The 19,884-nt window shown below is 74.4% G+C and carries 23 protein-coding genes and 2 tRNA genes; 15 read left to right on the top strand and 10 right to left on the bottom strand.

The genetic code is table 11. The features are described 5' to 3' along the window. Positions 1-84: 84 nt before the first annotated feature. The 5 genes from ACFYM6_RS24065 to ACFYM6_RS24045 all read left to right on the top strand — a co-directional run bounded on the left by ACFYM6_RS24065 (position 85) and on the right by ACFYM6_RS24045 (position 2,210). Positions 85-594, top strand: coding sequence for an RNA polymerase sigma factor (locus tag ACFYM6_RS24065; RefSeq protein ID WP_387278874.1), 510 nt, complete (start codon positions 85-87; stop codon positions 592-594). Next, positions 584-1,498 (top strand): hypothetical protein, encoded by a 915-nt coding sequence (locus ACFYM6_RS24060; RefSeq protein WP_387278872.1) that lies wholly within the window; start codon positions 584-586, stop codon positions 1,496-1,498. The genes ACFYM6_RS24065 and ACFYM6_RS24060 overlap by 11 nt, the downstream gene beginning before the upstream one ends. 48 nt (positions 1,499-1,546) lie before the next feature. Further along, positions 1,547-1,623: transfer RNA gene (locus tag ACFYM6_RS24055), tRNA-Met, on the top strand. Between the two features lie 169 nt (positions 1,624-1,792). Beyond that, positions 1,793-1,866 (top strand) — tRNA-Met (locus tag ACFYM6_RS24050). A gap of 95 nt (positions 1,867-1,961) precedes the next feature. Continuing rightward, the gene (locus ACFYM6_RS24045) at positions 1,962-2,210 is read left to right on the top strand and encodes a hypothetical protein (protein WP_387278870.1); all 249 of its coding nucleotides are present in this window, start codon (positions 1,962-1,964) and stop codon (positions 2,208-2,210) included. 66 nt (positions 2,211-2,276) lie between these two features. Here ACFYM6_RS24045 and ACFYM6_RS24040 read toward each other — a convergent pair whose 3' ends face one another. After that, positions 2,277-3,596, bottom strand: a complete 1,320-nt coding sequence (locus tag ACFYM6_RS24040; RefSeq protein WP_387278868.1) for an ABC transporter substrate-binding protein — start codon at positions 3,594-3,596, stop codon at positions 2,277-2,279. 145 nt (positions 3,597-3,741) lie between these two features. Between ACFYM6_RS24040 and ACFYM6_RS24035 the strand changes: the two genes are divergently transcribed. Both ACFYM6_RS24035 and ACFYM6_RS24030 read left to right on the top strand, forming a co-directional pair. Continuing rightward, positions 3,742-4,575, top strand: coding sequence for a phosphoribosylaminoimidazolesuccinocarboxamide synthase (locus tag ACFYM6_RS24035; protein ID WP_387278866.1), 834 nt, complete (start codon positions 3,742-3,744; stop codon positions 4,573-4,575). 101 nt (positions 4,576-4,676) lie between these two features. Next, positions 4,677-5,615, top strand: coding sequence for a ribose-phosphate diphosphokinase (locus ACFYM6_RS24030; protein ID WP_387278864.1), 939 nt, complete (start codon positions 4,677-4,679; stop codon positions 5,613-5,615). 324 nt (positions 5,616-5,939) lie between these two features. On the opposite strand, the gene ACFYM6_RS24025 is transcribed toward ACFYM6_RS24030, so the two are convergent. Next, positions 5,940-6,374 carry an ATP-binding protein gene (locus ACFYM6_RS24025; protein WP_387278862.1) on the bottom strand — a complete coding sequence of 145 codons (435 nt, stop codon included), beginning with the start codon at positions 6,372-6,374 and terminating at the stop codon, positions 5,940-5,942. Between the two features lie 115 nt (positions 6,375-6,489). On the opposite strand from ACFYM6_RS24025, the gene macS reads away from it, so the two are divergent. Together macS and ACFYM6_RS24015 are read left to right on the top strand one after the other, a co-directional pair. Continuing rightward, positions 6,490-7,614: a MacS family sensor histidine kinase gene (gene macS / locus ACFYM6_RS24020; RefSeq protein ID WP_387278860.1), complete on the top strand. Its 1,125-nt coding sequence runs from the start codon at positions 6,490-6,492 to the stop codon at positions 7,612-7,614. Then, a complete protein-coding gene (locus tag ACFYM6_RS24015; RefSeq protein ID WP_387278858.1) occupies positions 7,611-8,255 on the top strand; it encodes a response regulator in 645 nt (214 codons plus the stop codon). Before macS ends, ACFYM6_RS24015 begins: the two co-directional genes overlap by 4 nt. A gap of 13 nt (positions 8,256-8,268) precedes the next feature. On the opposite strand, the gene ACFYM6_RS24010 is transcribed toward ACFYM6_RS24015, so the two are convergent. The 3 genes from ACFYM6_RS24010 to ACFYM6_RS24000 form a co-directional block, all read right to left on the bottom strand. Beyond that, positions 8,269-8,844, bottom strand: a complete 576-nt coding sequence (locus ACFYM6_RS24010; RefSeq protein ID WP_387278856.1) for a DUF5709 domain-containing protein — start codon at positions 8,842-8,844, stop codon at positions 8,269-8,271. Positions 8,845-8,954: 110 nt separating this feature from the next. Further along, complete coding sequence (locus tag ACFYM6_RS24005) at positions 8,955-9,284, bottom strand: STAS domain-containing protein (RefSeq protein ID WP_387278854.1); 330 nt, start codon at positions 9,282-9,284, stop codon at positions 8,955-8,957. After that, the gene (locus tag ACFYM6_RS24000; RefSeq protein ID WP_387278852.1) at positions 9,284-10,276 is read right to left on the bottom strand and encodes an SDR family oxidoreductase; all 993 of its coding nucleotides are present in this window, start codon (positions 10,274-10,276) and stop codon (positions 9,284-9,286) included. Before ACFYM6_RS24000 ends, ACFYM6_RS24005 begins: the two co-directional genes overlap by 1 nt. 180 nt (positions 10,277-10,456) lie before the next feature. Here ACFYM6_RS24000 and ACFYM6_RS23995 point away from each other — a divergent pair, with 180 nt between their 5' ends. Further along, positions 10,457-11,653 (top strand): glycosyltransferase, encoded by a 1,197-nt coding sequence (locus ACFYM6_RS23995; RefSeq protein WP_387278850.1) that lies wholly within the window; start codon positions 10,457-10,459, stop codon positions 11,651-11,653. On the opposite strand, the gene ACFYM6_RS23990 is transcribed toward ACFYM6_RS23995, so the two are convergent. The 4 genes from ACFYM6_RS23990 to aroA all read right to left on the bottom strand — a co-directional run bounded on the left by ACFYM6_RS23990 (position 11,650) and on the right by aroA (position 15,883). Beyond that, positions 11,650-12,516, bottom strand: a complete 867-nt coding sequence (locus ACFYM6_RS23990) for a hypothetical protein (protein WP_387278967.1) — start codon at positions 12,514-12,516, stop codon at positions 11,650-11,652. The genes ACFYM6_RS23995 and ACFYM6_RS23990 overlap by 4 nt on opposite strands. A gap of 60 nt (positions 12,517-12,576) precedes the next feature. Further along, positions 12,577-13,386 (bottom strand): histidinol-phosphatase, encoded by an 810-nt coding sequence (gene hisN / locus ACFYM6_RS23985; RefSeq protein ID WP_073834950.1) that lies wholly within the window; start codon positions 13,384-13,386, stop codon positions 12,577-12,579. A gap of 119 nt (positions 13,387-13,505) precedes the next feature. Beyond that, on the bottom strand, positions 13,506-14,612 hold the full coding sequence (gene rsgA / locus ACFYM6_RS23980; protein WP_387278848.1) for a ribosome small subunit-dependent GTPase A: 1,107 nt from the start codon (positions 14,610-14,612) through the stop codon (positions 13,506-13,508). Then, the gene (gene aroA, locus ACFYM6_RS23975; protein ID WP_387278846.1) at positions 14,582-15,883 is read right to left on the bottom strand and encodes a 3-phosphoshikimate 1-carboxyvinyltransferase; all 1,302 of its coding nucleotides are present in this window, start codon (positions 15,881-15,883) and stop codon (positions 14,582-14,584) included. The genes rsgA and aroA overlap by 31 nt, the downstream gene beginning before the upstream one ends. A gap of 102 nt (positions 15,884-15,985) precedes the next feature. Here aroA and ACFYM6_RS23970 point away from each other — a divergent pair, with 102 nt between their 5' ends. The 5 genes from ACFYM6_RS23970 (at position 15,986) to rsrA (ending at position 19,528) form a co-directional block, all read left to right on the top strand. Beyond that, positions 15,986-16,696: an SOS response-associated peptidase gene (locus ACFYM6_RS23970; protein ID WP_387278844.1), complete on the top strand. Its 711-nt coding sequence runs from the start codon at positions 15,986-15,988 to the stop codon at positions 16,694-16,696. A 211-nt stretch (positions 16,697-16,907) separates the two neighbouring features. Beyond that, positions 16,908-17,300: a WhiB family transcriptional regulator gene (locus ACFYM6_RS23965; RefSeq protein WP_073834731.1), complete on the top strand. Its 393-nt coding sequence runs from the start codon at positions 16,908-16,910 to the stop codon at positions 17,298-17,300. A 221-nt stretch (positions 17,301-17,521) separates the two neighbouring features. After that, positions 17,522-18,139 (top strand): alpha/beta family hydrolase, encoded by a 618-nt coding sequence (locus ACFYM6_RS23960; protein WP_387278842.1) that lies wholly within the window; start codon positions 17,522-17,524, stop codon positions 18,137-18,139. 292 nt (positions 18,140-18,431) lie between these two features. Then, positions 18,432-19,238 carry a sigma-70 family RNA polymerase sigma factor gene (locus tag ACFYM6_RS23955; protein ID WP_073834729.1) on the top strand — a complete coding sequence of 269 codons (807 nt, stop codon included), beginning with the start codon at positions 18,432-18,434 and terminating at the stop codon, positions 19,236-19,238. A 2-nt stretch (positions 19,239-19,240) separates the two neighbouring features. Continuing rightward, positions 19,241-19,528: a mycothiol system anti-sigma-R factor gene (gene rsrA / locus ACFYM6_RS23950; RefSeq protein ID WP_073834728.1), complete on the top strand. Its 288-nt coding sequence runs from the start codon at positions 19,241-19,243 to the stop codon at positions 19,526-19,528. A gap of 109 nt (positions 19,529-19,637) precedes the next feature. Here rsrA and ACFYM6_RS23945 read toward each other — a convergent pair whose 3' ends face one another. After that, the gene (locus ACFYM6_RS23945) at positions 19,638-19,712 is read right to left on the bottom strand and encodes a 50S ribosomal protein bL37 (protein ID WP_369700219.1); all 75 of its coding nucleotides are present in this window, start codon (positions 19,710-19,712) and stop codon (positions 19,638-19,640) included. Positions 19,713-19,884: the final 172 nt, after the last annotated feature.

Below are 19,884 nucleotides of genomic sequence, written 5' to 3'. Positions count from 1 at the left end.
GCATACCGGACGGAACACTCGCAACCCGGCACCCGCTTCGGCCGTCATCAGTGCAGGTGGACCGAGGGGAGGCGGGATCTCCAGATGAGGGACACGAACGGTTTCGACGACTTCTACCGGAGCACGTCGGCGCGGGCGCTGCGGTACGGCTACGCCGTGGCGCACGATCCCGGCGATGCCCAGGACCTCGTGCAGGAGGCGTACGCCCGGGCCTGGCGGCAGTGGACGACGCTGGCCGCCCACCCGGCCCCTGAGGCCTGGCTGCGGTTGGTGATCAGCCGGCTGGCCACCGACCGGTGGCGCCGCCTGCGCGGCTGGCGGCTGGCGGCCAGCCGGACCGGCCCGCCGGGCGACGTCGGACCCCCGGGGGAGGACAGCGTGCTGCTGGTCGGCGCGCTCCGGCAGCTGCCGGTTCGGCACCGGCAGGCCCTCGCGCTGCACTACCTGTTCGACATGTCGGTGGCGGAGATCGCCGGGGAGGCGGGGGTTCCCGTCGGCACGGTGAAGTCCTGGCTGTCCCGCGGCCGGGCCCGCCTCGCCGAGCTGCTGCCCGGCCTCACCACCGCGGAGCTGGAGGTCGACGATGTCGCGTGAACTGACCCGCCTCTACCGGGCGCTGGCCGCCGACTCCGACCCGCGGGCGCTGCCGGACCCGGACCAGGTGCGCCGCCGGGCCGATCGCCGGGCGCGCTACCGGGCCACCCTGGGCGCGTTGGCCGCCGCCGTGCTGGTCGCCGGCACGGCCGTCGGCGCGCGGCTCGTGCTCGCCGCCGGCCCGGACACCCCGCCCGGGCCACCCGCCGCCACCCCCACCCCCGGGCCGTCGGCGCCGCCCAGCTCCGGCCCGCCGTCGCCGAGCCGGAGTGCGCTCACCCCGTCCGGTACGCCCGCAGCCCCGACGACCAGTGCCCGACCTCCGGCCACCACCCCGACCAGCATCCCGGACCGGGCCTTCTTCACCCTGCCGGCCGCCAACGACGCCGGCACGGGCAGCCAGTTCGTCCCCGGCCCGGTGCTGCCGGACCTCTGCGGCGCAACGCCCGGCGAGGCGCAGATCGCGACCCGCCGGGCGCGGACGGTGGCGTTCAAGCTCGCGGGGGCGCCGGCCGAGGCGGTGCCGGACGGCAGCTACCGGCAGAGCGTCACGGTCTACCGGGCCGGCCGGGCCGACGACGCGCTGCGCGAGCTGCGGCAGGCGGTCCGGGACTGCCCTGAGCAGCCGCTCCCGGACGCGCCGGGCGGGACCGTCACCCAGCGGCTGCTCGCCGGCACCGGGTACGGCGACGAGTCGGCGCTGTTCGAAACCCGTACGCCGTACCGGGACGTCAACGGCGACCCGACCGGCGGCGACGAGGTGCACCTGGTCCGGGCGGTACGGATCGGCGACGTGGTCACCGTGCTCTGGGAGCAGGGCTGGGAGGGCACGTCGACGGATCGGCCGCAGTTCGAGGCGGACAGCCGCCGGGCGACCGAGGCGGTCCGGAGGTGGCTGGGCTGACCCCGTTTTGCGCCTCCTGGGGTCGGTGCGCTACGGTTGACGAACCGACGCGGGGTGGAGCAGCTCGGTAGCTCGCTGGGCTCATAACCCAGAGGTCGCAGGTTCAAATCCTGTCCCCGCTACCACGCCGGAACGGCCCCGAGGATTCGATCCTCGGGGCCGTTCTCTTTCTGCCGCCAACGGGCGAAACTTCTGCCGCCAACGGGCGAAACTTCTGCCGCCAACGGGCGAAACGCCGCGATCGGGGACCGGGCTGATCTCCACGGCGGGGATGCGATAAGCTGTACGAGCCGACGCGGGGTGGAGCAGCTCGGTAGCTCGCTGGGCTCATAACCCAGAGGTCGCAGGTTCAAATCCTGTCCCCGCTACTCGTCACGAAAGGCCCCGGAGTCCGCTCCGGGGCCTTTCGTCGTTCCCGGCCCCGCCGTCCTGCCCGGTTGCGCCGCTGAGCGAGGATGGGGGCATGTCTGCTTGGAACAGGTGGTGGGGCCGGCTGGGCGCGGTCCTCGGTGGGGTCGCGCTCGCGGTGTTCGTACCGGTCGCGGCCTGGGCGTCGACGGGTACCGGCGAGCTCGTGGTGGAGGCCGCCCGGCGGCGGTCCCGGGGCGGCTTCGGCGTTCTCGGGCTGCTCTGCTGCCTCGTGGTGGTCGGCGGGATCGTGCTGATGGTGCTGTTGCTGACGCGCGGCCGGAGGAACCGCCCGCCGCGCTGACCGCCGGCCGCACGCCCCGGCCCGCCGTGCCTGGGGGCGCGCGTCACGCGGCCCGGGCCCGGGCGGTCACCCGGCCAGCGCCGCGTTCGCCTGCGCCATGAACCGGGAGGTCGCGGCCCGGGCCCCGGACCGCTTGCCGCGGATGCTCTCCGCCGCGGCGACGAGCAGGGTACGCACCCGCGCGTGACCCCGGGGTGGCGGCGCCGGCGCCGGTCCGGTGACGCTGTCCAGGTCGACGCCGAGGCTCGCCAACTGCTTCGCGGCCGGGTCGGTCAGTCCGTCCATGACCGACTGCCGGACCGGGACGCTGGGGTTCAGCCCGCGTTCGGTGCCGAGGATGCGGCCCGCCTCCGTGTCGGTGGTCAGGAAGTTGATCACGTCGGCCACCACCGCCGGGTGCCGGGTGCCCCGGAACGCGGCCCAGTACATCGACGCCCGGGGCCACTGCGCGGCCGGGCTGCCGGGGAAGCTGGTGAGGCCCAACTCGTCGCGGGTGCGGCTCTGGAGCTCCGGGAACTCGTGCGCCCAGGCGAACGAGGCGGCCGCCTGCCCGGTCACCACGAGCTGCCGGTCGAGGTCGCCGGTGTCCGCCAGCTCCGGCAACGCGGTGCCCGCGGTGGCGCGGGAGTTGCGGGCCACCTCCCAGAACTCGAACCAGCGGAGAAGCTCGCCGGAGTCGAAGCCGAGCTGCCGTCCCCGGTAGAGCTCGCCGCCCTGGCCACGCAGCCAGAGCCAGAGGGCCCGGTAGTCGCCGGAGGGATCGGTGGTGCCCGCCACCCGGTTGCCCGAGGCGCGAGTGAGCCGAGCGGCCCACTGCACGTACTCCGGCCACGGCATGCCGAGACGCGGCTCGGGCAACCCCAGGCGGCGCAGCAGGTCGCGGTTGTAGACCAGCGCGGCGTAGGTCTGCGCGGCGGGGACGGCCACGGTGTGGCCGTCCACCTGCCCGTACCGGGCCAGGTTCTCCGGCAGGCCGCGCAGGTCGAGCCGCCGCTCCGCGACGTACCCGCTGAGGTCGAGGACGATCTCCCGCCGGGCGTACTCGGTGAGCACGGTGTCGTCGATCTGGAACAGGTCGGGCACGTTTCCCCCGGTGGCCTGGGTGGCCAGCCGGTCGTAGTAGCCGGTGAGGCCCTGCCAGGTGACCCGGAACTGCACCTTCGGATGCCGGGCCGAGTAGAGCCGTAGCGCCCGCTCGGTGGCCTCGGTCCGCGCGGTCCCACCCCACCAGAAGACCGACAGCTCGACCGGCCCGTCGTCGACCGGGTGCTGCTCCTCCGGGCCGCAGCCGACCAGCCCGCCGGCGAGCAGCGGCACCCCCGCCAGCGCGCCGAGGAGCCGCCGCCGGTCGACGCCGGGGCGGGGTACGGACTGCGGAGCGCGCACGGGTTCTCCCTGGGGGACGGGCGGCTGCTGCGGACGGATCATTTACACAGGCCCCACGCGGGGGTGTCAACGCCGGGGCCGTACGCCGTACCGGTGGCCGGTGGCCGCGCCGGGTGGGAATCCGGCGCGTGGTGTACTAGGCGCCGTGGAACTTCTGCACTCGGGCAAGGTCCGGGACGTCTACGTCGACGGCGACGACCTGATCCTGGTCGCCTCCGACCGCATCTCGATCTACGACGTGCCGCTGCCGACCCCGATCCCGGACAAGGGTCGCCTGCTCACGGCCCTGTCGCTGTGGTGGTTCGAGCAGCTCGCCGATCTGGTGCCGAACCACGTGATCTCCGCCACCGACGTGCCCGAGGAGTTCGCCGGCCGGGCGATCCGCTGCCGCCGGCTGGACATGGTCCCGGTCGAGTGCGTGGCCCGCGGCTACCTCACCGGCGGGGGCTTCGCCGAGTATCAGCGCACCGGTGCGGTCTCCGGGGTGGAGCTGCCCCGCGGGCTGGTGGAGGCGTCCATCCTGCCCGAGCCGATCTTCACCCCGTCCACCAAGGCCCCGAAGGGCGAGCACGACGAGCCGATCACGTACGCGCAGGTGGTCGACAAAGTCGGTGCGGAGACCGCCGAGCGGCTGCGGCAGATCACCATCGACGTCTACCGGCGTGGCGCGGAGATCGCCGCCGAGCAGGGCGTGCTGATCGCGGACACCAAGATCGAGCTGGGCTGGACGCCGGACGGCAGCCTGCTCCTCGCCGACGAGGTGCTCACCTCCGACTCGTCCCGGTTCTGGCCGGCCGAGTCCTACCAGCCGGGCCGTGCCCAGTTCTCCTACGACAAGCAGTACGTCCGGGACTGGGCCACCGAGAGTGGCTGGGACCGGCAGCCGCCGGCGCCGGAGGTGCCGGCCGAGGTGGTCGAGGCGACCCGGGCCCGCTACGTCGAGGTGTACGAGCGGCTGACCGGCAACACCTGGAGCTGACCCGGAAGGCTGGTGCGTTGCCAGGTCGCTGGTCTGCCGGCCGCACCGCCGGCCCATCAGATCGCCGACCCTGAGTCGGGCAGCCCGTACGATCGGCACTCGTGCGTGACATTGCCGTGTTCGGTGGGACCGCCCACCCCGAGCTCGCCGCCGAGATCTGCGCCCACCTGGGCGTCCCGCTGCATCCGGTGCGGGTGTCCCGGTTCGCCAACGACTGCCTCGAGGTGCAGTTGCAGGCGAACTGCCGGGAACGGGACGTCTTCCTGATCCAGCCGCTGGTGCCGCCGGTGCAGGAGCACCTGGTCGAGTTGCTGCTCATGACCGATGCGGCCCGGGGCGCCTCGGCCGGACGGATCACCGTGGTGCTGCCGCACTACGCGTACGCCCGGTCGGACAAGAAGGACGCCCCGCGCATCTCCATCGGCGGCCGGCTGGTCGCCGACCTGCTCACCTCGGCCGGCGCGGACCGGGTGCTGGCGATGACCCTGCACTCGCCGCAGGTGCACGGCTTCTTCAGCGTCCCGGTGGATCACCTGCACGCGCTGCGCGAACTGGCCGCCCACTTCCGGGGCCACGACCTGAGCAACGCTGTGGTGGTCTCGCCGGACCTGGGCAACGCCAAGGAGGCGGCGGCGTTCGCCCGGATGCTCGGCACCCCGGTCGCGGCCGGCGCGAAGCAGCGGTTCAGCGACGACCGGGTCAAGATCAGTACGGTGATCGGCGACGTGGCGGACCGGGACGTCATTGTGCTGGACGACGAGATCGCCAAGGGCAGCACGGTCATCGAGCTGATCGCCCATCTGCGCGAGCGGAACGTCCGCTCGATCCGGCTGGCCTGCACCCACGGTCTCTTCTCCAGCGGGGCGCTCGACCGGCTGAGCGAGCAGGACGGGGTGCTCGAGATCGTCTGCACCAACACCGTGCCGATCCCAGCGGAGAAGCGGGTGCCGAAGCTGGCGGTGCTCTCGGTGGCGCCGGCCCTGGCCGAGGCGATGCGGCGGATCCACAACGGCGAGTCGGTCAGCGCCCTGTTCGCCTGACCCGCTGCGTCCGGGTGGGGGCCGTCGGGGCCGGCCGCACGTTCCTCCCCGGCCGTCCCGGCACGCTGCTGCGCCACACCGACCCGCGCGCCCCCTTTGCTCTGCAGCCCCATACGCACCGCTATACGGAACGTGACCGCTGCCTATGCGGCTGCAGAGCAAAGGGAAGAGGGAGAGGTGGTGCTGTTGGGCGGTCGGTTGGACGAATTACCTGGCCAGACGCATCGGATGGGTCGAGTGATCCAGTTATGAAGAACGCCCGAACGGCTACTGTGCGTTACGAGGACGAAAGTGGCCGGCGCGACTGCCCGCGTGGGGGCGGGCTCAGCCGACGGCGGCGGTGATCCGGACGACGGTGCCGGCCTCGCCGGTCTCGACCGCCATGGTGTCGCTCAGCTCCCGGGCCAGCCACAGACCCCAGCCGCCGGCGGTGTCCGGGGCGGGCCGGTTCCGATCGCTGAGCCGCTGTGAGCTGATCCCATGGCCGTGGTCGGCCACCTCGCAGACCAGCTCCCCGTCCTGGCACCACAGCCGCAGCCGGCCCTGGCCGCCGCCGTGCCGGACGGCGTTGGTGATCAGCTCGTTGACCGCCAGCACGAAGTCGTCCAGCCGCTGGCCGCTCAGTCCCGAGGCGCGCGCGCAGGAGGTGACCGAGTGCCGTAGCTGGGTCACCCGGGCCTGGTCGAAGACCTCGGCGATGAGGAGGGTGGGTTCGATGGGCACAACCGTACGCGGTGCGGGGGTTTCTGCGTTTGTCATGGCCCCGTCCCGGCGGTCGATCTCGGCGACTTTCGTGGCATTTCCACCGTACGTCAGGGTTTCCGGGACCGCACCCGTCACCCTGCCGGCACCGGACTGTGGCATGGTGTCGCGCATGCCGTCGTCCCCGGGTGGCCTGGAGGTCCCGCTCTGGCGGTCCATCGCGGTGTTCCGGTTCGCCTCGCTGGCGTACGTCGGGGTGCTGGTGCTCCGCGACGCCCACCGGTACGCCCACCCGATCGCCGCGGGTGGCGTACTCCTCGGGATGCTGGCCTGGACCGGAGTGACCGCGGCCGGCTACGCGCGCCCGGCCGGGCGGCGCTGGCCGCTGCTCCTGGCCGACCTCGGGGTGGTGCTGGCGCTCATGCTGGCCACCCCGTGGGTGGTGGGCCGGGCGGCGCTCGCCGCCGGCGTGCCCACCCTGACCGTCGCCTGGCTGGCCGGGCCGGTCCTGGCCTGGGCGGTCTCCGGCGGCCGGCGGCGCGGCGCGATAGCCGCGCTGGCGCTCGGCGGGGTCGACCTGGCCACCCGGACCCGGATCAGCCAGTCCTCGCTGACCGGGGTGATCCTGTTGCTGCTCGCCGGGGTGGTGGTCGGGCACGTGGCCCGACTGGCCGTCACCGCCGAGGAGCGGCTGCAGCGGGCGGTGGAGCTGGAGGCCGCTACCCGGGAGCGGGAGCGGCTGGCCCGGGACATCCACGACTCGGTGCTCCAGGTGCTGGCGCTGGTGCAGCGGCGCGGCGCGCACCTGGACGGCGAGGCGGGCGAACTGGCCCGGCTCGCCGGTGAGCAGGAGGCTGCCCTACGCGCCCTGATCGGCCGCGCCGGAACCCCGCCGGCCGACGAGGGGGACACCCGCGACCTGCGCGACCTGCTCAACGGGTACGCCTCGGCGACGGTCGAGGTCGCCGCGCCGGCCACCCCGGTGCCGCTGCCCGCCCGGATGGCCGCCGAACTGGCCGCTGCGGTCGGGGCGGCACTGGACAACGTGGCCCGGCACGCCGGCGGGCGGGCCTGGTTGCTGATCGAGGACGAGGGGGAGAAGGTGACCGTCTCGGTGCGTGACGGGGGGCCGGGGATCCCGGAGGGGCGGCTCGCCGAGGCCGCGGCGCAGGGCCGGCTCGGGGTGGCGCAGTCCATCCGCGGCCGGGTGGCCGACCTGGGCGGCGAGGTACGCATCGTGTCCGCCCCTGGGACCGGCACGGAGATCGAGTTGAGCGTGCCGAGGAGCGGCCGATGAGCACCGGCGTACGGGTCATGGTGGTGGACGACCACCCGATGTGGCGGGAGGGGGTGGCCCGCGACCTCACCGAGGCCGGCCACCTGGTGGTGGCGACCAGCGGGGAGGGGCGGCAGGCGGTCCGGGTGGCCGCGGCGGTCCGCCCCGACGTGGTGGTGCTCGACCTGCAACTGCCGGACGTCTCCGGCGTCGAGGTGATCCGCGGGCTGCGCGCCGTGCTGCCGGAGGTACGGGTGCTGATGCTGTCGGCCAGCGGCGAGCCGCAGAGTGTGCTGGACGCGGTCAAGGCGGGCGCCACCGGTTACCTGCTCAAGTCGGCCGCGCCGGCCGAGTTCCTGGACGCGGTGCGCCGCACGGCGGCCGGCGAGCCGGTCTTCACGCCGGGCCTGGCCGGGCTGGTGCTGGGGGAGTACCGGCGGCTGGCCGCCGCCCCGCACGACCCGGCACCCCGGCTCACCGAGCGGGAGACCGAGGTGCTGCGGCTGGTGGCCAAGGGCCTGTCGTACAAGCAGATCGCCGAGCGGCTCGGGCTGTCCCACCGGACGGTGCAGAACCACGTGCAGAACACGCTCGGCAAGCTCCAGCTGCACAACCGGGTCGAGCTGACCCGCTACGCCATCGAGCGGGGCCTGGACGCCTGAGCGGCCGGCCCGGTCACGGGGTCGCCTCGGGCGGGCGCGTCTCGTGCACGGCCAGCTCCTCGGCGGTCGCCCCGCCACCGGCCGCGCCCGCGTCGTACCCGATGTTGTCGGTCTCCTGGTCGGTGTGCGCGCCCTCGTCCGGTTCGACCAGCCGGCCCACCTGGTGGTCGGCGACCGCGCCGAGCTGACCGTGGTCGTAGATCGAGACCGCCGAGTGCGGGTCGGAGGTCGGGCCCGGGTCGATCACGTCGGCGTCGAACTGGGCCTGCGCGGCCGCCTCGTCGCTGTCCGCCTCCGCGGCGATGTCCGGATCGACCGGGCCGGCGAGCGGGTCGTCGGCGGCCCGCTCGTACACCTCCCGGTGGAGCTTGTAGTCCAGCGACTCGCCGTCGAGCTGCTCCTCGGCGGTGGTCCCGTACCGGTCCACGGCCACCGGGTCGCGGTCGCCCGGGAGCTGGGCGGGCTCGGGGCCGTCCGCCTCCCGCCCGGTCAGCACGTCGTCTTTGGCCGTCGAGTCGTCGTCGGCGGTGTCGGGCAGACCCTCCGCCTCCGGGTCGGACACGGGGGTGGGGTACTCGTCGTCGCGCATGACCGGTCACTACCCGCCGAGCTGACCGCACTAACCGGGTCCGGCGGCGTGGATCGGGAGGAACGGGGAGAAAAGGCCCGGACGGTCGGGTTGTCCGGCCCGATCGCCGGTCAGCCGCGGAAGGCGGCCTCGTCCTCGGCCCGCGCCTCGTCCAGGGACGGATAGACCGGGGCGGCCTCACCGGCGCGGCCCGCCGGGTCGAGCACCAGCACGCCGGCGGCCGGCCAGTCGGCCACCGTGCGGTGCACGTCGTCGATGGCGGCGCGGGCCCCGGGGTGGGCGATCCGGACCTCGGACAGGTCGACGATCACCGGCTCCGGCCGCTGCCAGAGCCGGGCGAGCAGCGCCTCCCGGACGGCGTCGACGCCGGCCAGGTCGAGCACGCCGGTCAGCCTGACGACCGGCCCGGCCCACGCATCCGACCGGTCGGCGCGGTCCATCAGCGGTCCGCCCGTCCGCGCAGGGCGGCCAGGGTGCCCACGGCGGTGCCCGCCGCGGCCAGCCCGAAAGCCGCGGTGATCCGGACCAGCTGCCAGCGCCGGCCGTGCCAGCCGCCGGTCCGCTCGGCCTCCGCGTGCGGGTTGAACAGGTTGCCGGTGCTGTTCAGGCGGAGGCCGGGGCCGAACTGAGTGCGCGCGGTGTACCAGCCGAGCGCGCGCTCGGCCAGCGCCGGCGCGAGCCGCCACTGCAGCCCGACGAGCCTTGCGGCGCCCCCGGCGTACGCCTCGCGGCGCGGCCGGCGCAGCAGCCGCACGATCGTCTCGGCGACCATTTCCGGCGGGTAGACCGGCGGGGGCGGGGTCAGCTCGTGCCGGCTGTGGTTGGCGGCGTGCCGGAAGATCGGGGTGTCGATGCTGGCGGGCAGCACGGTGCAGATGGAGATGTTGGCCCGGCCGGTGACCCGCAGCTCCTGCCGGACCGTGTCGGCCAGCCCGCGGATGCCGTGCTTCGTCGCGTTGTACGCCGACTGGTAGGGCATCGCCACCTCGGCCAGCACCGACGCGTTGTTGACCAGGACCCCGCCGCCCGCCGCCTCGAGCCGGGGCAGCGCCGCCTTCGTCCCGTACACCGTGCCGAGGAGGTTCACCGCCACCACCCGGCGGAACTCCTCCACCGGGATCTCGTCGAAGAGCCCCGCCACGCCCACCGCCGCGTTGTTGATCCAGGCGTCGATCCGGCCGAACTCCGCCGCCGCCCGCGCGGCGAGCCGCTCCACGGCCACCGGATCGGTGACATCGGTGGGCACGACCAGCGCCTGTCCGCCCAGTCCCCGGCAACGGTCGGCGACCCGGCGCAACGCCTCCTCGGTCCGGGCCGCCAGCACCACGTCGGCGCCCCGCCGGGCCAGCTCGTACGCGGTGGCCGCGCCGATGCCGCTGGACGCGCCGGTGATCACCACCGTGGCGTCGCCGAGGTCGCGGGTGAGCGGCATTCCTCGCCGGTACCCCCGGTCGGGGGCGATCATGCCGCCGGGATCGCCCGGATCACCGGCCGGCCCACCTCGCGCCGGTCCGTCGGTCCGCTCCCGATCTGCCAGGTTTCGGCGCACCAGGGCCGGGTTAATGGGACCCTCTGACCGGAGGACCCACCGTAGAACGCATGGAGGTGCACCATGCGCGTCGGCCTTGTGTGTGCGCACGCCGGCCCGTCCGTCGACGGTCCCACCGTCGGCACCCACCAGCACATCGCGCGGGTGGCGGCCGAGCTCGCCGCACGGGGTCACAACGTCCGGGTCTACGAGCGCCGCGACGACTCCGGGCAGCCGGAGTGCGTCGAGGTGGACGGCTACCGGCTGGAGCGGGTGCCGGTCGGTCCGCCCAGTCCGCTGCCCACCGCCGAGCTGGTGCCGCACGTGTCCGACTTCGGTCGCTGGCTGGCGCAGCGGTGGCATGGTGACTGGACGCCCGAGGTGGTGCACGGGCACTACTGGGTCGGCGGCCTGGCCGCCGCGCACGCCGTACGGGAGACCGACATACCGGTCGTGCAGACCTTCCATTCGCTCGGCGTCGAGCAGCTGCGCCATCTCGGCCGGCGGTACGACGGGCCGGGGGAGCGGATCCCGCTGGAACGGGCGCTGACCCGGGCGGTGGACATCGCGGTCGCGCAGTGCAACGACGAGGTTGACGAGTTGACCCGGATGGGGCTGCAGCGCACCTCCGTGGCGATGGTGCCGACCGGGGTGGACACCGAGCAGTTCCACCCGGACGGCGAGGCGGCGCCCCGGGACCAGCGCTCCCGCATCCTCTCCGTCGGTGGGCTCTCGCCGGCGCACGGCCACGAGGACCTGATCCGGGCGATGCGGCTGGTCGGCGACGCCGAGCTGGTGATCGCCGGCGGCCCGCCCGCCGAGCGGCTCACCGACCACGCGGAGGCGCGCCGGCTGCGCGAGCTGGCCGAGCAGACCGGGGTGGCCGAGCAGGTGAAGCTGGTGGGCGCGGTACCGCACGACCAGATGGCCACCTGGTACCGCTCCGCCGACGTGGTCGCCTGCACCCCGCATTACTCGTCGGCCGGGCGGGTGTCGCTGGAGGCGATGGCCTGCGGGGTGCCGGTGGTCGGTTACGCGATGGGCGGCATCGCCGATGCGGTGGTCGACGAGGTGACCGGGCGGCTCGTCCCGCCCGGCGACGTCCGGGTCCTCGGGGTCACCCTGCGCCGGCTGCTCGCCGACAACGCCGGGCGGTTCGCGTACGGCCACGCCGCCGTGGACCGGGTCCGGTGCAGCTACACCTGGGAGCGGACGGCCGGCGCGCTGGAGCGGCTCTACGAACGGGTGGTGAGCCGGCGCAAGCCGGTGGAGGCGGCCTAGCGGCCTGACTCAGCGGCGGCGCCGGCGCCGATCATCCGGCGCTCCCGATCGCGGGCGACCGCGTGGTGGTGCTGCGGCTCGGCGTACCGGGTCAGGCCGACCACCGACACCAGCGTGGCCAGGAAGCCGATCCCGGCCAGCCACTCCCGCCCGGGCCAGATCCGGTCGTTGAGCAGCAGCAGGCCGATGATCGCCGCGGGCACCGCCCCGGCGGCGTCCATCGCGGCCACCGCGGCGGTGGTGGAGCCGCGCTGCATCGCCAGGCCGAGCAGCAGTTGCCCGACCACCGAGTGGGCGACCAGCAGATACAGCAGTGGGTCGCGGACGAACGCCTCCGCGGTGTCGGCCGAGGCGAGCGGCCGGGCGGCCACCGCCGCGGCGGAGAACGCCATCCCGGCCAGCGAGCCGAGCGCCACCGAGCCGGGCGCGCCGTGCAGCCGGGCGGCGAAGAAGCCGAGCACGCCGATCAGCCCGAGCGCCCCGGCCAGGCCGATCAGCCCGGCGGTGCCGAGCTGCCGCGACGGCGCTGGCTGGGCGGCCAGCACCAGCGCGGTGATCCCGCCGAAGAGCAGCCCGAGCAGCGCGATCTCGGCGGCCGGCAGGCGCCACTTGAGCACCAGCACGCCGAGCAGGGCGGTCACCCCGAGCCCGGCCGCCACGCTGGCCTGGACCAGGAACAGCGGCAGGTCGCGGCGGGCCAGGAAGGCGAACACGAAGCCGGTGACCTGGCACAGCAGGCCGACCAGGTAGGTGCGGTGGCTGGCCAGCCGGAGCAGCAGCCCGGGATCGAAGGTGTGGTGCACGGTGGTCCGCGCCGCGGCCACCGACTGGAGCAGGTTGGCGAAGCCGTACGCGACGATCATGGCCGCGAGGAAGCACCAACCGGAGGACACCACCTGGCGAGGATAGAGGCAACCGGCGGGTCAGCGCGCGGCCGGCCGACCGAGCCGGGCCAGGATGTCGTCGTGCAGCGCGCCGTTCGTCGCGATCGCGCTGTTCTCGCCGCCCGCCGGCGCCGGCCGCCCGGACAGGTCCGTGAACGTCCCGCCCGCCTCGGTGACGATCGGGACCAGCGCCGCAATGTCCCAGAGCGACAGCTCCGGCTCCACCATCACGTCCAGCGCCCCCTCGGCCAGCAGCATGTAGCCGTAGAAGTCGCCGTACGCCCGGCTGCGCCAGACGTCCCGCATGAGCTGGAGCATGGCGTCCAGCCGGTCCGCCTCCTCCCAGCCGGTCAGCGACGAGTAGCAGAAGCTGGCGTCGGCGAGCTCACCGACGGCGGAGACCCGGATCGGCGTGCCGGCGGCCAGGTCGGGGCCGGCGTACGCGCCCGCGCCGAGCGCGGCCCACCAGCGCCGGCCCAGCGCCGGGGCGGAGACCAGGCCGAGGACTGGGCGGTCCCCCTCCAGCAGGGCGATCAGGGTGCCCCAGACCGGCACGCCCCGGACGAAGTTCTTGGTGCCGTCGATCGGGTCGATCACCCAGCGCCGCCCGTCCGGGCCGGTGGCGGGCTGCTCGCCGTACTCCTCGCCGAGCAGGCCGTCGCCCGGCCGGTGCTCGGCCAGCAGGGCCCGGATGCTCCGCTCCACGGCGGTGTCCGCGTCGGAGACCGGGGTGAGGTCGGGCTTCGCCTCGACCCGCAGGTCGAGGGCGCGGAACCGGGCCGTGGAGACGGCGTCGGCGGCGTCCGCGAGCAGGTGGGCGAGGGCGAGGTCGTCGGCGTACCCGGTCATGCCGGACACGCTATCGGTCGCCGGACCGGCGGCCATAATTCGGCCTCCGCGCCGCCAGGCGGCGCGCCGGACCGAACGAAGGCCGGCCGCACCCGGTCCGGCCCCCGGGGCGCGCCGGCTCACTCCTCGCCGGGGCCCCGCCGGTTCGGCTCCCGCGGGTCGACCTCGCCGCTGCGGGAGGCCAGCAGGCGGCGGTACGAGGCCAGCCGGCGCGGGTCGGCCTTGCCGGCGGCCACCCAGGCGTCCAGCGCGCAGTCCGCCTCGTCGGCGGTGTGCGGGCAGTTCGCCGGGCAGTCGACAGTCGCCTCCACCAGGTCGGGGAAGCCGTGCAGCAGGCTCTCCGCGGAGACGTGCGCCAGCCCGAAGCTGCGTACCCCGGGGGTGTCGATGATCCAGCCCTCGGCGGCATCCGGCAGCCGCAGCGCCACCGCGCTGGTCGAGGTGTGCCGGCCCCGGCCGATCGCGCTGACCGTGCCGACCGCCCGGTCGGCCTCCGGCACCAGGCGGTTGACCAGCGTCGACTTGCCCACCCCGGAGTGCCCGACCAGCACCGACACCCGCCCGGCGAGCAGCGCGCGCAGCGCGTCCAGCGGGGAGTCCGGCCGGATCAGCACGTACGGCAGTTCCAGCTCGGTGTAGTAGTCGAGGACCGCCTCGGGGCCGGCCAGGTCGGCCTTGGTGAGGCAGAGCAGCGGCTCGATGCCGGCGTCGTACGCGGCCACCAGGCAGCGGTCGATGAACCCGGTACGCGGTGGCGGGTCGGCCAGCGCGCTGACGATCACGAGCTGGTCGGCGTTGGCCACCACGACCCGCTCCAGCCGCCCCTCGGCGGTGGTCGCGTCGTCCTCGGCGGTACGCCGCAGCACGGAGGTGCGCTCGGCGATCCGGACGATCCGGGCCAGCGCGCCGGGCGCACCCGAGGTGTCGCCGACCAGCCCGACCCGGTCACCCACCACCACCGACTTGCGACCCAGCTCGCGGGCGCGCATCGCGGTGACGGTCGGGGCGTCCGGCCCGGCGCCGGGGAACACGCAGGTGTACCGCCCCCGGTCGACGGCGATCACGAACCCGTCGACCGCGTTCTCGTGGCGGGGCCGGGTCCGGGTACGCGGGCGCGAGGACTTCCCGGGCCGGACCCGGACGTCGTCCTCGTCGTACTCCCGTCGCCTGGTCGCCAGGACATCCCCCCGTCGGGTCAGCTCTTGCCGGTCACCATCCCTGACCATAGTGCCGGGAACTCGGGCATGGTCTTCGAGGTGCACGTCACGTCGTCCACCTCGATGCCGGGGACGGCCAGCCCGGCGACCGCCGCGGCGTGCGCCATCCGGTGGTCGGCGTACGTCCGGAAGGTCCCGCCACGCAGCGGGCGGGGCCGGATCTCCAGCCCGTCGACGGACTCGGTGATGTCCGCGCCCAGCGCGGCGAACTCCTTGGCCAGGGCGGCGATCCGGTCGGTCTCGTGCCCCCGGATGTGCCCGATCCCGGTCAGCCGGGACGGCGAGTCGGCGAGCATCGCCAGCGCGGTCAGCGCCGGGGTCAGCTCGCTGACGTCGGAGAGGTCGGCGTCCAGGCCGTGCACGCTGCCGGTGCCCCGGACGGTCAGCCCGGCGGTGGTCAACGTCACCTCGCCGCCCATCCGGGTCAGCAGCGTGCGGAGCTGCTCGACCGGCTGCATGCTGCTGCGCGGCCAGCCCTGGAGGGTCACCTCGCCGCCGGTGACCAGCGCGGCGGCGAAGAACGGCACGGCACCGGAGAGGTCCGGCTCGATCTCCCAGCCGCGCCCGGTCAGCGGGCCGGGCTCGACCACCCAGACGTCCGGGACGGCGTCGTCGACCGCGGCCCCGGCGGCCCGGAGCATCTGCACGGTCATCCGCAGGTGCGGCGCGGACGGGACCGGCGCCCCCTCGTGCCGGACCACCACGCCCCGGTCGAAGCGGGGCGCGGCCAGCAGCAGCCCGGAGACGAGCTGGCTGGAGGCGGAGGCGTCGATGACCACCTCGCCACCGGCGACCCGGCCGGCGCCGAGGACCGCCAGCGGCAGGCTGCCCGCCGCCGGCGTGTCGATGCGTACGCCGAGCGCGCGCAGCGCCCCGATCAGCGGGCCGAGCGGGCGGGCCCGGGCCTGCGGGTCGCCGTCGAAGGTGACCCGGCCCTCGGCGAGCCCGGCCACCGGGGGCAGGAAGCGCATCACCGTGCCGGCCAGGCCGACGTCGACGTGGGCCGGGCCGACCAGCCGGTGCGGCCGGACCAGCCAGCTCTCGTCGTCGGAGGTCGACACGTGCGCGCCCAGCTCGCGCAGCGCGCCGGCCATCAGCTCGGTGTCCCGGGCGCGTAGCGGCCGGTCGAGCGTCGACGGGCCGCTGGCCAGCGCGCTGAGCACCAGCGCCCGAGCGGTCATGGACTTGGAGCCCGGCAGGCGCAGCGTGGCGCCGACCGGGTCGGTGGCGGTCGGTGCGGTCCACGGCTGCGGCGGCCGGGTCGCGGTCAGGTTCCCCACGCTCACATTCTGCCAAGTCCCGGGACCGGTGGAGCCGCCCGTTCTGCCTGCTCCCGGTTGGCGGGACAGCCGGAACCCGGGCGGCGGGTTAGCGTGTGCGCCATGTGCGGGAGGTACGCGACGAGCCGGAGCGCGGGCGACCTTAGCGCGCTGTTCGAGTCGTCCGACGAGACCGGCGCCGGGGTCGGCCCGGACTTCAACGTCGCCCCCACCGACCCGGTGCCGCTGGTCCGGCTGACGCCGGAGGGGCACCGGGTGCTCTCCGTGGGCCGCTGGGGGTTGATCCCGCACTGGTCCCGCACCGCCGCCGGCGCCGCCCGCATGATCAACGCGCGGGCGGAGACCGTCGCCACCAGCCGGGCGTACGCTCCGTCCTTCGCCCGCCGGCGCTGCCTGGTCCCGGCCGACGGCTGGTACGAGTGGGTGCGCGAGCCGGGTGGCCGCCGGCAGCCGTACTACATGACCCCGGCGGACGGCTCGGTGCTGGCCTTCGCCGGCATCTGGTCGGTCTGGGAGTCGGCGGGGCACGACCTGCTCACCTTCAGCGTGCTGACCACCGCGGCGGTCGGCGAGCTGGCCGAGGTGCACGACCGGATGCCGTTGCTGCTGCCCGGGGAGCGGTGGGCGTCCTGGCTCGCTCCGGGCGGCGAGACCGGGGCGCTGCTCGCCCCGCCCGCCCCGGAGTGGCTCGCCGGGCTGGAGGTCCGCCCGGTCTCGCCGGCGGTCGGCGACGTGCGCAACGACGGTCCTGAACTCACTGCCCGGGTGTCTCTGCGCCGAGAGGAGATCGGCTCGGAAATGACCTTGTTCTGATGATCGTCAGCACATTGTCGTGTGCTGATTTGCCGGGGTTGCGCCTGAAACGTCGCCCGGTTGTTTAGCCGTGTTTACGGCAGAGTCTTGTCCCCGTGTCCGAAAGTGCGATAAAACACAGCGCCGGTGTTGGGCGTCTGTTCGCACGGGGCGGATGACACCCATCGATCAATCATGATCATTTGCCGGTCCCACGGGGGAGGTGGGTGTATTGACACGGGCGCGTATGCCCCGCCCGCACGAAGTCGCCGCCGCACGACGAGATCCGCGACTGCTGCGGGCTCTGCACGAGCGGCGACAGGACGACGCGTGGCGGACCAGAGGAACCTGCCAGAGTGTGGACCCGGAAACGTTCTTTCCGGCACCCAACGAACCGGCCGACGCGGCCGTTGCGCTCTGCCGCAGTTGTGACGTCCAGGGATCCTGCCTGGCCTGGGCGCTGGAGGTGGGCGACTGCCACGGCGTCTGGGGTGGCACGACCCCGCGCGAGCGGCGGGCCATGCTCGTCGCCTGGCGCAGCGAGGTGCAGCCGGATCCGGACGCGGCCGACGAGGCCGGCCCGCCGGTCCGGGATCAACTGCTCACCCTGGTGCCGTCCCGCTGACGCCGTGCACCGCCGCCCGCGCTCCCCGAATCGGGGCGCGGGCGGCGGCGTCAGCGGCGGCCCACGGCCACGGACCCGCCAGGCAGGGTGCCGGCGCCCGCAGGTAGAACGTGCCCGCGGTGCGGCGAAACCCGCCGCGGCGAACCGCCGCGGGTCGGTCCGGACCGGCGAAGAACGTGCCGGGTGGGGCGGGCGGCGTCGGCCGCGCGGAGAATGGGCGGGTGCGGCACAGCGACGAGATCGAGACGCCCCGTGGGCCGGCCCGCGCCGACACCGACGTGCCGGCCGGCCCGGTGGACACCCTGCTGGTGCTCGGGCACGGCGCGGGCGGTGACATCGACGCCCCCGACCTGGTGGCGGTCCGCGACGCGGTGACCGAGGCCGGGGTGGGCGTCATCCGGGTGACCCAGCCGTACCGGGTCGCCGGGCGGCGTGCTCCGGCCCCGGCCGGCCACCTCGACGAGGCGTGGACGGTCGTGCTGGCCGCCCTCCGGGCCCGCCATCCCGACGTGGCCCGCTGGGTGGTGGGTGGCCGTTCCAGCGGCGCCCGGGTCGCCTGCCGGACGGCCGGTGCCGTCGGCGCTGCCGGGATCGTCGCGCTGGCGTTTCCCCTGCACCCGCCGGGGCGCCCGGAGCGCTCGCGCGCCGACGAGCTGCGCACCGGTCTGCCCAGCCTGGTGGTCAACGGCGACCGGGACCCGTTCGGCGTGCCCGCCCCGGCGCCCGGCGTCGACGTGGTGGTCCGCCCAGGGGAGCGGCACGACCTGCGGGTCGATCCGGCGGGCACCGCCGCGGTGGTCCGCGACTGGCTGCGCGCCCGAGGCTGGACGCCCGCCTGACGTCTTCCGCCACCCGGATCCGGCCCGAGCGTGGCCTCCCCATCCGATTGAGGGGACTACTTCCCGGATTGGCGGGGTCTGCGGGGGCGTGACCGTCGGTGGCGGCGGGTCGTTGCATCGGATGGTGTCGGACGCCTGCGGTTCGGGCGTCGGAGCCTCCTCCCAGGCCCTTCCTGGTCCCAGCGTCGGTCGCGGTCGGCGCCGGGGCCAGGAACGGCGGGTGGCGGAATGTGGCGACCCACGGCGCGCGTTACTACCCCCGGACGCCATTTCCAGCCGAGGGGGGTGACCGGTGCCGACCGAGACGCGGAGCCGGGAGCGGGACGAACGGGACGCGCGGCAGCTCAGGCAGCTGCTCGACGCGCCGGAGTGGCCCGCGGAAGTGCCGGCGGTGGTGAGTGCCAGCACACCGGCCGGAAGTGAATCTGTGGGCAGGCGGGTACGCGTATCCTCGGCGGGGAAGCATCCGACGCGAGGGGATGTGCGGTTGACCACCGAGAAGACGGACGAGCGCAGGGCCCGCTTCGAGCGGGATGCGATGCCCTTCGTCGATCAGCTCTACGCTGCCGGGCTGCGGATGACGCGGAACCCGGCGGATGCCGAGGATCTGGTCCAGGAGACGTACCTGAAGGCGTACGCCGCCTTCCACCAGTTCGAGCAGGGCACCAACCTGAAGGCCTGGCTCTACCGGATCCTGACCAACACCTACATCAACTCCTATCGGAAGCGGCAGCGCCAGCCTGTCCAGGCGCCCACCGACGAGATCACCGACTGGCAGCTCGCCGAGGCCGAGTCGCACACCTCCAGCGGGCTGCGCTCGGCGGAGACCGAGGCGCTCGACCGGCTGCCGGACAGCGACGTCAAGGAGGCCCTCCAGCAGCTGCCGGAGGAGTTCCGCCTGGCGGTCTACCTGACCGACGTCGAGGGCTTCTCCTACAAGGAGGTCGCCGACATCATGGGCACCCCGATCGGCACCGTGATGTCGCGGCTGCACCGCGGCCGCCGTAATCTGCGCAAGCTGCTCGAGCAGTACGCGGCGGAGCGTGGGTTCAGCGCAGCGCCGAAGGGTTCGACCGCCGCCGCCAGCCGGGAGGTGTGACCGTGAGCTGTGGAGATCCGCACGAGACGGACTGCCGGGAAGTGCTTGCGGAGGTCTACCTCTACCTGGACCTGGAGTGTGCCGAGGAGCGGCGCCTGCTGATCCGGCACCACCTGGACGAGTGCGGGCCGTGCTTGCGCGAGTACGGCATCGAGCAGGAGGTGAAGGCGCTGGTCGCCCGCTGCTGCGGCAACGAGACCGCGCCCGAGCAGTTGCGCGAGCGACTGCGGGTCCGCCTGACCGAGCTGGTGGTCTTCGAGACCACCGAGTCCCGCGAACTCGCCGACTGAGCGAGCGCAACCAGCTGAAGAGACCGGTGGCCCGGGTCCGATCGGACCCGGGCCACCGGTCTGTCCGGCCACCGGCCGGCACGGTCGCTGATCCGGCGTACGCCGACGATCAGGAGTTGGGGCGCTTGCCGTGGTTCGCGCCGCTCTTCTTGCGGGCCTTCTTCTTGCGGGCCTTCTTCGCCATGCTCTGCCTCCTTGTGCTGGTCACGGTCCGGCCGCGGCGAGCGCGGCGGAGGTCGCGTACCGGTGCTCCGGGCGCCGGAGACCGACCCGCTGATGCTAGTGCCGGTGGCGGTCGCCAGGGTCCGGTGGGGGCGGAACCGACGCGTCGCCCCGCTCTCGGGCCCGGTCATGAT

The sequence above is a fragment of the Micromonospora sp. NPDC006431 genome (assembly GCF_042870725.1).
In the GTDB taxonomy this organism is placed as follows: domain Bacteria; phylum Actinomycetota; class Actinomycetes; order Mycobacteriales; family Micromonosporaceae; genus Micromonospora.
Note: the sequence above shows the minus strand (reverse complement) of the source record. Positions and strands in the feature narration are given on the sequence as shown.